Source organism: Catellatospora bangladeshensis, from assembly GCF_016862575.1.
GTDB lineage: Bacteria > Actinomycetota > Actinomycetes > Mycobacteriales > Micromonosporaceae > Catellatospora > Catellatospora bangladeshensis.
Window position 1 is genome coordinate 13751 of sequence record NZ_BONF01000044.1, and the last position, 15438, is coordinate 29188.

Here is a 15438-nt window from a genome sequence, read left to right on the forward strand (position 1 = left end):
CGGGAGGACCGTTGACCACGGGGACCGAATGGACCGGCAGTGTCGTGCTGCTGCTCGCCTCCAGCACGGGAGGCATCGGCCAGCACGTGGCCGGCCTGGCCGAGGGCCTGTCGCAGGCCGGGTGCGACGTGACGGTGTGCGGCCCCGCCGCCACCGAGGAGCACTTCCGGTTCACCGACCGCGGCGCCCGGTTCCACCCGGTGGAGATCCCCGCCGAGCTGCACCCCAGTGACATGCGTGCGGTACGCGCGCTGCGCCAGTTCCTGGCCGGGGCCCGGCCGGACGTGCTGCATGCGCACGGCCTGCGCGCCGGTCTGGCCGCGGCGCTCGCCCGGCCCGCCTGCCCGCTGGTGACCACCTGGCACAACGCCCCGCTGCGGGCGGGACTGCGCGGCCGGGTGCACACGATCGTCGAGCGCATCGTGGCGCGCGCCTCCGCGGTCACCCTCGGCGCCTCCGCCGACCTGGTCACCCGCGCGAACGCGGTGGGCGCCGCCGACGCCCGGCTGGCCCCGGTCGCCGCGCCCCGGCTTCGGCGCACCCGGCGCTCCCGGGCCGCGGTCCGCTCCGGCCTGGGCCTCGCCGACGGCGTGCCGGTGGTGCTGTCGGTGGGCCGCCTGCACCCGCAGAAGGCGTACGACATGCTGGTCAGCGTCGCCGCGCGCTGGCGGGACATGTCCCCGATGCCGCGCGTGCTGATCGCGGGCGAAGGCCCGTCCTACCTCGACCTCGCCGCGCAGATCTCGCAGCTGCGCGCCCCGGTGACCCTGCTCGGCCACCGCAACGACGTCGGCGACCTGATCGCCGCCGCGGACCTCGCCGTGGTCACCAGCGTCTGGGAGGCCCGGCAGCTGTTCGCCCAGGAGGCGCTCAACGGCGGCCTGCCGCTGGTGGCGACGGCCGTCGGCGGCATACCGGAGCTGGTCGGCGACGGCGCGCAGCTGATCGAGCCCAACGACCCCGACGGCCTGGACGCGGCGGTGCGCAAGCTGCTCGGCGACGAGCAGGCCCGCGCCCGCCTGGCCGAGCGCGGCACCGCGCAGGCCGCGACCTGGCCCGACGAGCCGGCCACCATCGCCGGGGTGCGCGCCGTGTACGCCGAGCTGACCGCGCAGGCCCGTACGGGGCGCGCCTGATGCTGCCCCGGCCACCCCTCCGCCGCAGCGCCCGCCGTCCCGCTCCCCGCCGGGTGTTCGGCATGGCGCTCGGGCTGACCCTGCTCGCGCTGCTCGGGCTGGCCCTGCCCGGCCTGTCCGGCCCGGCCGCCGCCGCCCCCACCGAGGACGACGAGGCCGACTACGTCGTCATTGCCGGGGCCGCCGGCCTGCGCTGGGACGACATCGACGCGGACCGCACGCCGAACCTGTGGCGCTTGGCCGAGCGCGGTTCCATCGGCTCCCTGTCGACGCGCTCCGCGCACGTGCCCACCTGCCCGGGCGACGGCTGGCTCACGCTGGGCGCGGGCAACTACGCCGACCGCACCGGTGTCGGCGACGAGCCCGCCGACGAGGCCCGCCAGCAGGACCCGGACCTCGCCGAGCAGTGCCCGAAGCTGAACGTGCCGATCGAGCAGCCGGACGCGTTCGGCGCGTTCCTGCCCGACCAGGAGGCGGTGGTGGAGCGCCAGCGCGAGCTGCCGTACGGCACCGTGCCCGGGGCGCTGGCCGAGTCGGTGCGCTGCACGGCCGCGGTGGGCGAGGGCGCGGCGGTGGCCGCCGCCCGCTCGTTCGGCCGGGTCGACCGCTACCACCCGAAGCTGCCCGCGGCCGCCGACGCGCGCAAGGCGCTCAGCGAGTGCCTGCTCAGCATCGTGGACCTGGGCGCGATCGACGGGCGCACCCCGTCCGCGCGGCTCAAGCAGGCCGCCGCGGTGGACAGGCTGCTCGGGCAGGTGCTGGCGGCCCGGCCGAAGAACTCCACGCTGCTGGTGGCGGGCGTCGCCGACACCGATCGCAGCTCGCGGCTGCACGCCGTGATCGCCGACGGGCCGGGCTGGCAGGGCGGCTACCTGACCTCGGCCACCACCAGCCGCGCCGGCTACCTGCAGCTGGTCGACCTGGCGCCGACGGCGCTGGACCTGCTGGGCCGCGAGCAGCCGAAGAAGATCATGGCGGGGCACCCGGCGGCGCTGGCCGACGGCCGCCCGGCCGACCTGGGCCAGGCCACCGCGGCGGGCGCGGACGCCGACCGGCGCGCCGCCGCCGCCCGCAACGTCTCCGCCTGGTTCTTCTGGCTGCTCGCGCTGGTGCAGATCGCCCTGTTCGCGGCCGTCGTGCCGCTGCTGCGGCGCAGCTACCGCCACGCCGGGCCGACGGGACCCACCCCGCCCCCGCAGCGGCTGGTGAGCCTGCTGGAGGTGCTGCTGACCGGGGCCTCGCTGGCGCTGCCCGCCGCCCTCATCGCGGGCATCGTGCCGTGGTGGCGCTTCGGCCGCCGCGGGCTGATCTTCGGACTGGTCACGGCCGGTATCACGTTGCTGCTCACCTTCGTCACGGTGCGGCTGCCGCTGTTCCGTACGCGTACCCTCGGCCCAGTCGGCATGGTCGCCGCGATCGCTGCCACGGTGGTCGGCGCGGACCTGATCACCGGTGCCCGGCTCCAGCTCAACGGCGTCGCGGGCTACTCGGCGCTGGAGGGCACCCGCTACTCGGGCATCGGTATGGTCGGCATGGGGGTGTTCTTCGCGGGCGTGCTGCTCACCGCGGGCACGCTGTGCTACCTCGTGCCGCACCGCAACCGGCCGCTGCTGGTGTCGGCGATCGGCGCGGCGGGCGTGCTGCTGGTGGGCACTCCCGCGCTCGGCGCGGACGCGGGCGGCGCGGTGGCGCTCACCGCCGGGGTGTGCCTCACCGCGGCGCTGTGCCCCGGCGGCTTCCTGAAGTTCCGGCGGCTGGCCTGGGCGGTGGCCGCGGGCGCCGTGGTCACCGTGGTGTTCGCGCTGGTCGACGTACGCCAGCCGGTGGAGCAGCAGGGCAGCCTGGGCCGCTTCCTCACCCAGCTGTCGGACGGCACGTCGGGGCCGACCCTGAGCCGGCTCGGCGGCGCCAACCGCGTCGCGCTGGTGACCAGCCCGCTGACCGTGCTGGCGCTGGTGTCGGCGGTGTTCCTGTGGGTGGTGCTGATGCGCCCGTGGGGCGGCCTGAAGCGGCTGTACGGCATCTACCCGCCGATCCGGGCCGCGGTGGCCGGGACCATCCTGGCCTCGATCGTCGGCGGCCTGCTGGGCGGCGCGGCGCTGAACGTGGCCGGCGCCGCCGCCGCGATCGCGGTGCCCGTGCTCACGCTGGGTGCGATGCGGGTCCTCGGACACGCCGCGGACCGTACCCGCGTGGTCGAGGAGCCCGCCGCCGAGCGCGCCCGGGTCGTCGAGGAGCCCTCACCCGCACCGGTCCGGGTGGCCGAGGAGCCCGCCGCGGTGAGCGCCGACACCCCGAAGACGGTTTCGGCGACGTAGCCCCCGGATGAACGCGACGGCCGTGTTAGGGTGAAACCCCGTGGTAGCAGCGCGGACGACCAAACATATTTTCGTCACCGGAGGCGTGGCCTCCTCGCTGGGCAAGGGACTCACCGCCTCCAGCCTCGGCAATCTTCTCACCGCTCGTGGTCTGCGGGTGGTCATGCAGAAGCTCGATCCGTACCTCAACGTGGATCCGGGCACCATGAACCCGTTCCAGCACGGCGAGGTGTTCGTCACCGAAGACGGTGCCGAGACCGACCTCGACGTCGGGCACTACGAGCGATTCCTCAACCGGGACCTGTCGGCCAAGGCCAACGTGACCACGGGGCAGATCTACTCCGCGGTCATCGCCAAGGAGCGGCGCGGCGAGTACCTGGGCGACACCGTCCAGGTCATCCCGCACATCACCAACGAGATCAAGGCCCGGATCCGGGCCATGGCCGAGCCGGACGAGCAGGGCCGCACGCCGGACGTGGTGATCACCGAGGTCGGCGGCACGGTCGGCGACATCGAGTCGCTGCCGTTCCTGGAGTCGATCCGGCAGATCCGGCACGACGTGGGCCGGGACAACTGCTTCTACCTGCACGTGTCGCTGGTGCCGTACCTGGCGCCGTCGGGTGAGCTGAAGACCAAGCCCACCCAGCACTCGGTGGCGGCCCTGCGCAACATCGGCATCCAGCCCGACGCGCTGGTGTGCCGCTCCGACCGGGAGATCCCGGCGAGCATGAAGAGCAAGCTCGCCCTGTACTGCGACGTCGACGCCGAGGCGGTCGTGTCCGCCCCGGACGCGCCGAGCATCTACGACATCCCGAAGGTGCTGCACCGCGAGGGCCTGGACGCGTACGTGGTGCGCCGCCTGGGCCTGTCGTTCCGGGACGTGGACTGGACCGCGTGGGACGACCTGCTGGAGCGGGTGCACCACCCGGTGCACGAGGTCACCATCGCGCTGGTCGGCAAGTACATCGACCTGCCCGACGCGTACCTGTCGGTGTCCGAGGCGATCCGTGCGGCCGGCTTCGGCCACCGCGCCAAGATCAAGCTGAAGTGGGTGCCCAGCGACGACTGCCAGAGCGCCGAGGGCGCGGCCAAGGCGCTCGCGCACGTCGACGGCGTGGTCATCCCGGGCGGCTTCGGCGTGCGCGGCATCGAGGGCAAGATCGGCGCGGTCAAGTACGCCCGCGAGAACCGCATCCCGACCCTGGGCCTGTGCCTGGGCCTGCAGACGATGGCCATCGAGGTGGCCCGGCACGCGGCCGGCATCGCCAAGGCCAGCTCGCTGGAGTTCGACGAGCGCACCCCGGACCCGATCATCTCGACGATGGCCGACCAGGAGGACATCGTCGCGGGCAAGGGCGACCTAGGCGGCACCATGCGCCTGGGCGCGTACCCGGCGAAGCTCACGCCCGGCTCGATCGTGGCCGAGGTGTACGGCGGCACCGAGGTCAGCGAGCGGCACCGGCACCGGTACGAGGTCAACAACGCGTACCGCGCCGCGCTGGCCAAGGCCGGGCTGCAGGTCTCCGGCACCTCGCCGGACGGCAGGCTGGTCGAGTTCGTGGAGCTGGACCGCGAGCTGCACCCGTACTTCGTGGCCACCCAGGCGCACCCGGAGTTGAAGAGCCGCCCGACGCACCCGCACCCGCTCTTCTCGGGGCTGGTCGGTGCGGCGATCGCCTATGCTCAAGCGGACCAGCTGCCGGTGGGCGCTCCTGCGGCGGCGGCGACCAGCTGAGTCCAGTCTGCATAAGGGCTGCTGCCGGAGGTCCCGACCTCCGGCAGCAGCCCTTATGTGATTAAGCTACGTCAGTACTGGCGAATGTCTGTTTGAGGCGGGGGAGCGGCCATGCTCACGCGGCTTGAGGTCGACGGATTCAAGAATCTGTTGAACTTCAGCGCTGACTTCGGCGCATTCACCTGTATCGCGGGCGAGAACGGCACCGGCAAGTCCAACATCTTCGACGCCCTGCAGTTCCTCAGCATGCTCGCCGACATGTCGATGATGGAAGCCGCTCAGCAGGTCCGCGGCGTTCACGGAGAACGGCTGGGCGACCCGCGGGATCTGTTCTGGAACGGCTACGGGGCTGCCGAACACAGGATGTCGTTCGCGGCCGAGATGATTGTTCCGGCTGAGGTGGAGGACGACTTCGGTCGCCTGGCGGCACCCACGATCTCATTCCTGAGGTACGAACTCGCCATCGGATACCAGCCTCCCAAGGGGGCTGAAAAGCTGGGACGGCTCAGGCTTCTGCATGAGGAGCTGCGGCACATCAACCAGGGCGACGCGGCCGGACGCCTGGCATTCCCGCACAGCGCCAAGGACTTCCGGTCCAGCGTCGTGTTTGGAAGGCGGGCCGGGAAGGCGTTCATCTCCACGACGGTCGAGGATGGCGAGCCGGTCATCAGCATCCATCAGGATGCCGGTAGTCGAGGACGTCCTCGGCCGGCAGCCGCGTCGCGCGCTCCGGCGACCGTGGTGAGCACGATCACGAGCAGCGACGACCAGACGATCCTGGCGGCTCGTCGGGAAATGCAGTCGTGGCGGCGGCTTGCCCTGGAGCCGTCCGCGCTGAGGACGTCGGATCGCTATGTCGATCCGCGAGAGATGGGTGCCGACGGGCGGCATCTCGCGGGGGCGCTTTACCGGGTCGCCGCGCTGGCTGCGGACGCCGATCCTCGAAAGATCTATGCCAGCGTCGCCACCAGGCTCGCCGAGCTCTCGGGCGTGTCGGTGCAGGGCCTTGAGGTGGTCGCGGACGACGTCAGGGAGTTGCTGACGGTCTACCTGCAGGAGCGGGACGGGTTCCGACTGCCTGCTCGGAGCCTGTCCGAGGGCACGCTGCGGTTCCTAGCCCTGTGCGTACTGCTCGAAGACTCGTCTGTGCAGGGCCTGCTCTGTATGGAGGAGCCGGAGAACGGAATTCACCCCGCGAACATCGGCTCGATGGTCCGAGTCGTCCAAGACCTGGCAGTCGACACGTCGATGGCACCGGGGAAGGACAACCCCTTCCGGCAAGTGATCATCAATACCCATTCGCCTTGGGTGGTTCAGCTGACCTCGCCGGACGACCTCTTGTTCGCGACGTCGATGCGTAGAACAGCGCCCGACGGCAGCCGTGCACGAGGGCTGGTTCTACGGCCCATGCGTGACACGTGGCGAGCCAAGACGACACCTGAGCTCGCCATCTCGAAGGCGGACATTCTTCCCTACCTCGCTGCGCCGGTCGGTGCTCAGCTGACGTTGGACGGCTTCTGATGCACCGGATCCTCTTTCTCGGCGAGGGGACCAGTGATGAGGGCATCGCCGTTCACGTCGAGCGGATCGCCGAGGGTTGTGGACTCGACGTGGCCCTCACCGTCCCGGATCTCGGCCTCCTCCCGCTCAAGGATCGCACCGTCCGGGGCAAGCTCGAAGCCGTCATGACCCTGGGGGCCACCTTCGATCTCGTGGTCGTCCACCGCGACAGTGACAACGTCGACCGGCGTGAGCGCGAACAGGAGATTCGAGAGGCGGTCGAGATCGCCGTACCGGAATGTCCGCACGTCGCGGTGGTGCCGGTGAAGATGACCGAGGCGTGGCTGGTCCTGGACGAGGTCGCTATCCGGTCAGTTGCGGGAAACCCAGGCGGTCGGATGTCGCTGGGGCTGCCTGGCCCGCGGGAGGCAGAGCGCATCGCGGATCCCAAGGCTGTCCTGCGCGAGGCCTTGGTGGCGGCTTCGGGTCTGACCGGCCGCAAGCGCACGATCTTCCAGCGAGGCTTCTCCCACCAGCGGCGGCAGCTACTGGAGCGGCTCGACCACAACGGTGCCGTCCAGCATCTGCCGTCCTGGCGCACATTCGTCGACGATCTGCAGAACGCCTTCGCCGCTCTCGGCTGACGTATCCTCCGCGAGTGACGTTTGATTACGAGGTCGTCGACAGCACCGAGCGCTACGCCGGGCGGATCTTCCGGGTCGCCACCGACCGGGTCCGCATGCCCGGCGGCGAGGTCGCGCCGCGCGACGTGGTGCGCCACGTCGGCGCGGTGGGCGTGGTCGCCCTGGACGACCAGGACCGGGTGGTGCTGGTCCGGCAGTACCGGCACCCGGTGGCGCGTTACCTGTGGGAGCTGCCCGCGGGCCTGATCGACGTGCAGGGCGAGGGCCTGGCCGCGGCGGCGCAGCGCGAGCTGGCCGAGGAGGCCGACCTGGTCGCGGGCCGGATCGACCTGCTGGTGGACATGTTCACCACGCCCGGCTGCTCTGACGAGCTGATCCGGATCTTCTTGGCCCGGGAGCTGACCGCGGTGCCCGAGCACGAGCGCCACGTGCGCACCGAGGAGGAGGCGGACATGCGGGTCGAGCTGGTCCCGCTGGACGAGGCGCTGGACATGGTGTTCGACGGCCGGATCGCCAACGGCCCCGCCGTGGGCGGGCTGCTCGCCGCCGCGCGCGCCCGGGACACCGGCTTCAAGCACCTGCGCCCCGCCGACGCCCCGCTGCCGGCCTCGGCCTGACCGGTAAGCGGCAAATTTCCGATTCGGCACTATCCTTGGGGGTACCGCAGGGCGGCAGTAGGGGCGCCTGACACTGTGTCAAGCCGGTGAACCATCAGCTTGCATCCTGTCGGGGCTTTGGTCCGTTTGCCGGGCCTAGACTGCCGCCGCGGGGGGTAGACCTGCGGCAACGGCGCCGTGGGCGCTCCCGCAGCGCAGGATCGAGGAAGGTGCAGTCGTGAAGGTCGGTATCCCCCGCGAGGTCAAGAACCACGAGTATCGGGTGGCGATCACCCCGGCGGGCGTGCACGAGTTCGTCCGCAACGGCCACGACGTCGTCATCGAGACCGGCGCCGGGCTCGGCTCGTCCATCACGGACGAGGAGTACACGGCGGCGGGCGCGCAGATCCTGGCCACCGCCGACGAGGTTTGGGCCGACGCGGAGCTGATCCTGAAGGTCAAGGAGCCCATCGCCGAGGAGTACCACCGCATGCGCGAGGGGCAGGTGCTCTTCACCTACCTGCACCTGGCCGCGTCCAAGGAGTGCACCGACGCGCTGATGACCCAGAAGGTCACCGGCATCGCGTACGAGACCGTCGAGACCGCGGACCACCACCTGCCGCTGCTCGCCCCGATGAGCGAGGTCGCGGGCCGGCTTGCCCCGCAGGTCGGCGCGTACCACCTGATGCGCTTCGCGGGCGGCCGGGGCGTGCTGCCCGGCGGCGTGCCCGGCGTGCGCCCGGCCAAGGCCGTCGTCATCGGCGCGGGCGTCTCCGGCCTCAACGCCGCCACCATCGCCCACGGCCTGGCCTTCGAGGTCACCGTGCTGGACAAGAACATCAAGAAGCTGCGCGAGGTGGACCAGCTGTTCCACGGCCAGGTGCGCACCGTGATGTCCAACGCCTTCGAGCTGGAGCGCGCCGTGCTGGAGGCCGACCTGGTCGTCGGTGCCGTGCTGGTGCCGGGCGCCAAGGCCCCGACCCTGGTCAGCAACGAGCTGGTGTCCCGGATGAAGCCGGGCAGCGTGCTCGTCGACATCTCGATCGACCAGGGCGGCTGCTTCGAGGACTCGCACCCGACCACCCACGCCAACCCGGTCTACAAGGTGCACGAGTCGGTCTTCTACTGCGTCGCCAACATGCCCGGCGCGGTCCCGCACACCAGCACCTACGCGCTGACCAACGTGACCCTGCCGTACGCGGTGGAGCTGGCCAACCACGGCTGGCGCGAGGCGCTGCGCCGCGACCCGGCCCTGAAGCTGGGCCTGAACACGCACGCCGGCGAGATCACCTACGGCCCGGTGGCCGAGGCGCACGGCCTCACCGCCGTGGACGTCGACTCGCTGCTCTGACCTGCTGTTTCCCGATGCCGACGGTGCCCGCGCACCGTCGGCATCGGTGTATCACGAGCCGGGCGCCCGCTTGCGATGACCGGGCCCGTGCTGGATCGTGAAGACACGCCGAGGCGTGGCGGTACGCCGACCACGTCGGTGACGTACAGTCGGACGACGACGACACGCATGCGGCCGGTCGGGGAGCTGATGGCCCACTCACGACGGCGCCTCATCCGGCCGGACGGATGTCGTCGGGAAGGGCGTAGCGGAGATGGCAGGCAACGGGCGCGCAGAGGCATGGACCTCGACGCTGCGGGCACAACAGTCCGCGATGGACCTCGGGGCTGACCTGGGTCCGGCGGATCCGTCTGCCTACACCGCGCGCAAGGAGATCCCGGAGCCGATGCCGACCGACCGGCACGGGCCCGCCCGGATCATCGCCATGGCGAACCAGAAGGGCGGCGTCGGCAAGACGACCACCACGATCAACCTGGGCGCGGCGCTCGCGGAGTACGGCCGCAAGGTGCTCCTGGTCGACTTCGACCCACAGGGCGCGCTGTCGGTGGGCCTGGGCGTCAACCCCCACAACCTCGACCTGTCCGTCTACAACCTGCTCATGCAGGACGACGTGACCGCCGAGGACGTCATCATCAAGACCGACGTCGCCGGGCTGCACCTGATGCCCGCCAACATCGACCTGTCGGCCGCCGAGATCCAGCTCGTCAACGAGGTCGCCCGCGAGATGGCGCTGGCCCGCGTGCTGAAGACGGTGCGCAAGGAGTACGACTACATCCTGATCGACTGCCAGCCTTCGCTGGGCCTGCTCGCCATCAACGCGCTGACCGTCGCGCACGGCGTGCTCATCCCGCTGGAGTGCGAGTTCTTCAGCCTGCGCGGTGTGGCCCTGCTGCTGGACACCATCGACAAGGTCCGCGAGCGGCTCAACTTCGACCTGGAACTCGAGGGCATCCTCGCCACGATGTACGACAGCCGCACCACGCACTGCCGCCAGGTGCTGCAGCGCGTCGTCGAGGCGTTCGGCGACAAGGTGTACCAGACCGTGATCACCAAAACGGTCAAGTTCCCGGAGTCGACCGTGGCCGGGGCGCCGATCACGTCCCTGGATCCCGCCTCCTCGGGCGCCCGCAACTACCGGCAGCTCGCGCGCGAAGTGATCGCGGCTGAGGCCGCCCGTCGCTGATCAGTGGCCGACCGGCCTGCGGTCGCGAACTGAGCTGCTGGGATACTGTGCGACGTGAGCGATCCCGTGGTGACGGCCGAGCAGGCCGGCGAGCAGTCGGCTGAACCGTCCGGTTCAGGCCGCTTCACCGTGCGGCTCACCAACTTCGAGGGCCCGTTCGACCTGCTCCTGCAGCTCATCGGCAAGCACAAGCTCGACGTCACCGAGGTGGCGCTGCACCGGGTCACCGACGACTTCATCGCGCACATCCGCGCCATGGGCAAGGACTGGGACCTCGACGAGGCCAGCGAGTTCCTGGTCATCGCCGCCACCCTGCTCGACCTGAAGGCCGCCCGGCTGCTGCCCGCCGCCCAGGTGGAGAGCGAGGAGGACCTCGCCCTGCTGGAGGCCCGCGACCTGCTCTTCGCCCGGCTCCTGCAGTACCGCGCGTTCAAGCAGGCCGCCGCGTTCATCGCCGACCTGGAGGTCAACGGCGCCAAGCGCTGGCCCCGGTCGGTGGCGCTGGAGGCGCAGTACGCCGAGGCGCTGCCGGACCTGGTGCTCGGCATCGGGCCGGACCGGCTGGCCAAGCTCGCGCTCAAGGCGTTCCTGCCCAAGGCCGCCCCGCCGACCGTCTCCGTCGCGCACATCCACCAGATTCGCGTCAGCGTGCGCGAGCACGCCGAGATGCTGCGCGCCCGCCTGTTCGAGCTGGGCCGCGCCACGTTCCGTGAGCTCACCGAGGACTGCGAGAACACCCTGGAAGTGGTGGCCCGCTTCCTGGCCCTGCTGGAGCTGTACCGGGAGGGCCTGGTCGCTTTCGACCAGGAGCAGGCGCTCGGCGAGCTGATCGTGTCCTGGACCGGCGGCGACGCGGCCGGCGGCGAGCTGGCGGTCGACGACTACGACGGCGACGACGACGCCAAGCGCGCGATGGCCGCCGAACAGGCCCGCGACGCCGACTCGCCGGACGCCGACGACACAGACGGCGACGGTACGGACGAGGACGACACGGACTCCGACGACGCGGACGGGGACGACGCGGGGGAGCCTGGCGAGTTGGGGGAGAACGAAGATGACTGACCACGAGTCGCTGGAACAACAGGCCGCGGCCTGGGTCCCCCCATGGGCCCGCACCCCCACCGAAGAAAGCAAGGGCACCTTCTTAACGGAAAACGTAGAGGAAGGGCACCTTCTTAACGGGGAGCAGGAAGAGCCGCAGGCAGCTGCGGCTGCCCCGGACGCCGAGGCTGACGTCGAGGACGACGCGGCTGACTCCGTCGAGTGCGGGCCGGAGGACCTTGCCGGTCCGCTGGACCCGGCCGAGACCGCCGTGCACGACGAGCCCGAGGCCGTCGAGGAGCACGGGTATGCGGCCCGGCCGACCCAGGCCGAAGCGGCTGAGCCGGTGGTGGCGTCCGACGCCGCGGACGAATCCTTCGCGCCGGTAGCCGACGAGCCGGTGGACGAGCCTGCCGTGGCCGCGGCCGAGTCCGCTGCGCCCGCCGGGCTGATCGCCGAGCCGCCCACTGGTGTGGTGCTGACGTCCGGCGAACGTGACGAGCCCGTGGCCGACACGGCGGCGGATCCGGAGTCTGCCGCGGACACGCCGGCGACGGAGGAACTTCCTGAGCCCGCTGCGGACACGGCGGCGGCTCCGGAGGATGAGCTGACCGAGCCTGCGGACACGGCGGTGACGACGGGCGACGAGCCGTCCGAGCAGGCGCCCGCCGAGGTCGCGGAGTTCGTGACCGTCGAGGACGCCGCCGGTGCGGAGAGCGGCGACGCGGCGGTGCAGGAGGCGGCGGTCGAGGAGCTGGCCGAGGCGCTGGGAGCCGCCGACACCGAGCGCTTCGACGTGGACGGGCTGGACGACAGCGGGGAGGCGGCCGTGGCCGTCGCCGCGTCGCAGCTCGCCGCGCCGCCGCCCGGACTGGACGAGGCCGAGCTGATCCCCGCGCTGGAGGCGATCCTGCTGGTCGTCGACGAGCCGGTCAGCGAGATCACCCTGGCCGAGGTGCTGGAGGTGCCCGCCGAGCTGGTCGCGGGCACGCTGATCGACCTGTCGGCGACCTACACCCGCCAGAACCGGGGCTTCGACCTGCGCCGGGCCGCCGGCGGCTGGCGCCTGTACACCCGGGCCGCGTACGCGCCGTACGTCGAGCGCTTCGTGCTGGACGGGCAGCAGCTGCGGCTCACCCAGGCGTCGCTGGAGACGCTGGCCGTGGTCGCGTACAAGCAGCCGGTCACCCGCTCGCGGATCTCCGCCATCCGCGGGGTCAACTGCGACGGCGTGATCCGCACCCTGGTCACCCGCGGCATGATCGAGGAGTGCGGCACCGAGCCCGAGTCCGGCGCGCACCTCTACCGCACGACCAGCCTGTTCCTGGAGAAGCTCGGCCTGGACTCGGTCGAGCAGCTTCCCCCGCTAGCCCCGTTCCTGCCAGACAATGTCGAGGAGATCGCCGATGAGCAGCGCTGATGCCATGACCGAGGGCGCCGAGCGGCTGCAGAAGATCCTCGCTCAAGCCGGGGTGGCCTCGCGCCGGGCCAGCGAGGAGCTGATCGCGGCGCGGCGGGTCACCGTCAACGGGAAGGTCGCCAAGCTCGGCGACAAGGCCGACCCGGTCAGCGACGTGATCCACGTGGACGGGCAGCGCGTCGTCACCGACGCGAACCTGGTCTACCTGGCCATGAACAAGCCGCGCGGCGTGGTGTCGACGATGGCGGACGACAAGGGCCGCGAGGCGGTCGCCGACTACCTCGGCAACCTGAGCACCCGCGTCTACCACGTGGGCCGGCTCGACGCCGACTCCGAGGGCCTGCTGCTGCTGACCAACGACGGCGGGCTCGCCCACAAGCTGATGCACCCGTCCTACGAGGTGCCGAAGACGTACCTGGTGGAGGTCGTCGGGCCGCTGCCGCGCGTGGTCGGCCGCGAGCTGATGGCCGGGGTGCAGCTGGAGGACGGCCTCGCCCGGCTCGACGACTACCGGCTCAAGCAGGCGATCGACAAGCAGGCGCTGATCGAGGTGGTGCTGCACGAGGGGCGCAACCGGATCGTGCGGCGCATGTTCGACCACGTCGGCTTCCCGGTGCAGCGGCTGGTGCGTACCGCCATCGGCCCGATCAAGCTGGGCGACCTGAAGGCGGGCCGCCACCGCCGGCTGAACGCCGGCGAGGTGGCGGCCCTGTTCAAGATCACTGAGCGGAAGGGCCGCGGCCAGGCGGAGGTCGAGGAGACCGAGGCGTACGAGGACTGACCGCGCTCAGCCCCGCAGGGCCGCCGCCACGGCGTCGGCCAGCGGGGTGGTCGGGCGGCCGATCAGCCGGGACAGGTCGTCCCCGGCCCCGGCCAGCTCGCCCTTGGACACCGACACGTCGACCTCGGCGAGAACCACCGCGAGCGGCTCGGGCAGGCCCGCGCGGACGAGGATGGCCTCGTAGATCTCGGGCGTCACGTCGTTGTACGCGATCTCCCGGCCGGTCTGCCGGCTCAGCTCTGCGGCGTACTCCGCGTAGCTCCACGCGGTGTCGCCGTTGAGCTCGTAGGTCCTGTTCTGGTGGCCGTCGCCGGTCAGCACGGCGACGGCCGCCGCCGCGTAGTCGGCGCGCGACGCGGAGGCGGTCCGCCCGTCCCCGGCCGCCTGCACCACGGCGCCGTGCGCCAGCACCGGACCCAGTCCGCCGGTGATCACCTCGTGGTACCAGTTGTTGCGCAGCAGCGTGTACGGCAGCCCCGAGTCCAGGACCACGCGCTCAGTGGCCCGGTGGTCGTCGGCCAGCGCGGCGGTGAGGCTGCCCGGCGCGCTCGTGTACGCCAGCAGCGCCACCCCCGCCACGGCGGCCGCGTCGATCACGGCCCGGTGCTGGGCCACCCGGTCCTTGCCCAGCTCGCTGCCGGACACGAGCAGCACCCGGTCGCCGGGGCCGAACAGTCCGGCGAACGTCTCAGGGACGTCGTAGTCGGCGACGTGCACCCGTACGCCCCGCTCGGCCAGCGGTGCGGCCTTCGCCCGGTCTCGCACCACGGCGGTGACCTGGTCAGCGGGTACCCGGGCCAGCAGGCCCTCGACGACGAGGCGGCCCAGCTGGCCGGACGCCCCGGTGACGAAGATACTCATAACGGAAATCTCCCTGTCAAACGGTTACGCTCTCCACCCTAGGCCGTAGCTAACCGTTTGATCAGTACCCACTTCGAAGTAAGGTACTGGTATGACGGTAAGTGTCGTGAGCAGCAATCACTCCGCCGAGGCGCTGTGCCCCTACCGGCTCGTGCTGGAGCACATCACCAGCCGCTGGGGCGTGCTCGTGCTGATCGAGCTGCTGGAGGGCCCGCGCCGGTTCGGCGAGTTGCGGCGCGCCGTCGGCCGGGTCAGCGAGAAGATGCTCACCCAGACGCTGCAGACCCTCGAACGCGACGGCATGGTGCACCGCGACGCCAAGCCGGTGATCCCGCCCCGTGTGGACTACTCCCTGACCGACCTGGGCCGGGAGGCGGCGGTGCAGGTGCGGGCGCTCGGCGCGTGGACACACGAGCGCATGGACGACGTACGGCAGGCCCGCGCCCGCTACGACGCGGCCAGGCAGTCCGGCTGACCGCGCGCCGCTACAGCGCCTCGACGTAGGCGGCCCGCCACTGCGGGGACGGGTCGGCACCGGGCTGCGTCCAGTACTCGCGGGCGGCGACGATGCGGCCGTCCAGCACGGTCCAGAACGACACCGCGCGGTGCACGCCCATCGACTCGTGCGGCACCTCCACCTCGGACACCACCGACGCGCCGTCGGTCACGACCCGCAGTACCCGGATCGACCAGCCCTCCGGGTACTCCGCGTTGACGGCCACGTAGTTCGCCCGGCCCACGATCCGCTCGGCGCTGACCGGCCACTCGACGACCACGTCCGCCGCGAGCAGTTCGGCGAGGCCGGTCCAGTCGCGTGCCTGCATACGGTCCCAGAGGGCGAGCACGACCTGCTTCGGTTCCATGCCGGGCAT

Annotated in this window: 14 protein-coding genes; 12 read left to right on the forward strand and 2 right to left on the reverse strand. The window is 71.6% G+C overall.

Going from position 1 to position 15438, the window contains the following annotated elements:
- The first annotated feature begins 11 nt into the window (after positions 1–11).
- The 11 genes from Cba03nite_RS32260 (at position 12) to Cba03nite_RS32310 (ending at position 13705) form a co-directional block, all read left to right on the forward strand.
- On the forward strand, positions 12–1136 hold the full coding sequence (locus Cba03nite_RS32260) for a glycosyltransferase family 4 protein (protein WP_239126172.1): 1125 nt from the start codon (positions 12–14) through the stop codon (positions 1134–1136).
- Positions 1137–1198: 62 nt separating this feature from the next.
- The gene (locus Cba03nite_RS32265) at positions 1199–3454 is read left to right on the forward strand and encodes a hypothetical protein (RefSeq protein WP_203754512.1); all 2256 of its coding nucleotides are present in this window, start codon (positions 1199–1201) and stop codon (positions 3452–3454) included.
- A 40-nt stretch (positions 3455–3494) separates the two neighbouring features.
- Positions 3495–5189, forward strand: coding sequence for a CTP synthase (gene pyrG, locus Cba03nite_RS32270; protein WP_203754515.1), 1695 nt, complete (start codon positions 3495–3497; stop codon positions 5187–5189).
- 111 nt (positions 5190–5300) lie between these two features.
- Positions 5301–6710: an AAA family ATPase gene (locus Cba03nite_RS32275; protein ID WP_203754518.1), complete on the forward strand. Its 1410-nt coding sequence runs from the start codon at positions 5301–5303 to the stop codon at positions 6708–6710.
- Entirely contained in the window at positions 6710–7333 is a 624-nt protein-coding gene (locus Cba03nite_RS32280; protein WP_203754521.1) for a hypothetical protein, read from the forward strand. The genes Cba03nite_RS32275 and Cba03nite_RS32280 overlap by 1 nt, the downstream gene beginning before the upstream one ends.
- Before the next feature lie 14 nt (positions 7334–7347).
- Positions 7348–7950, forward strand: coding sequence for an NUDIX domain-containing protein (locus Cba03nite_RS32285; RefSeq protein ID WP_239126173.1), 603 nt, complete (start codon positions 7348–7350; stop codon positions 7948–7950).
- Positions 7951–8167: 217 nt separating this feature from the next.
- Positions 8168–9280, forward strand: a complete 1113-nt coding sequence (ald, locus tag Cba03nite_RS32290; protein ID WP_203754524.1) for an alanine dehydrogenase — start codon at positions 8168–8170, stop codon at positions 9278–9280.
- Positions 9281–9533: 253 nt separating this feature from the next.
- Positions 9534–10463 carry a ParA family protein gene (locus Cba03nite_RS32295; protein WP_203754527.1) on the forward strand — a complete coding sequence of 310 codons (930 nt, stop codon included), beginning with the start codon at positions 9534–9536 and terminating at the stop codon, positions 10461–10463.
- Positions 10464–10529: 66 nt separating this feature from the next.
- On the forward strand, positions 10530–11525 hold the full coding sequence (locus Cba03nite_RS32300) for a segregation and condensation protein A (RefSeq protein WP_203754737.1): 996 nt from the start codon (positions 10530–10532) through the stop codon (positions 11523–11525).
- Positions 11518–12924, forward strand: a complete 1407-nt coding sequence (gene scpB / locus Cba03nite_RS32305; RefSeq protein ID WP_346113463.1) for an SMC-Scp complex subunit ScpB — start codon at positions 11518–11520, stop codon at positions 12922–12924. Before Cba03nite_RS32300 ends, scpB begins: the two co-directional genes overlap by 8 nt.
- A complete protein-coding gene (locus Cba03nite_RS32310) occupies positions 12911–13705 on the forward strand; it encodes a pseudouridine synthase (RefSeq protein WP_346113461.1) in 795 nt (264 codons plus the stop codon). The genes scpB and Cba03nite_RS32310 overlap by 14 nt, the downstream gene beginning before the upstream one ends.
- A 6-nt stretch (positions 13706–13711) precedes the next feature.
- On the opposite strand, the gene Cba03nite_RS32315 is transcribed toward Cba03nite_RS32310, so the two are convergent.
- A complete protein-coding gene (locus Cba03nite_RS32315; protein ID WP_203754533.1) occupies positions 13712–14566 on the reverse strand; it encodes an NAD(P)H-binding protein in 855 nt (284 codons plus the stop codon).
- A gap of 106 nt (positions 14567–14672) precedes the next feature.
- Between Cba03nite_RS32315 and Cba03nite_RS32320 the strand changes: the two genes are divergently transcribed.
- Positions 14673–15041: a winged helix-turn-helix transcriptional regulator gene (locus tag Cba03nite_RS32320; RefSeq protein ID WP_239126174.1), complete on the forward strand. Its 369-nt coding sequence runs from the start codon at positions 14673–14675 to the stop codon at positions 15039–15041.
- A 10-nt stretch (positions 15042–15051) separates the two neighbouring features.
- Here the strand turns inward: Cba03nite_RS32320 and Cba03nite_RS32325 are convergent, their stop codons facing one another.
- A complete protein-coding gene (locus Cba03nite_RS32325) occupies positions 15052–15429 on the reverse strand; it encodes a nuclear transport factor 2 family protein (RefSeq protein WP_203754539.1) in 378 nt (125 codons plus the stop codon).
- Positions 15430–15438: the final 9 nt, after the last annotated feature.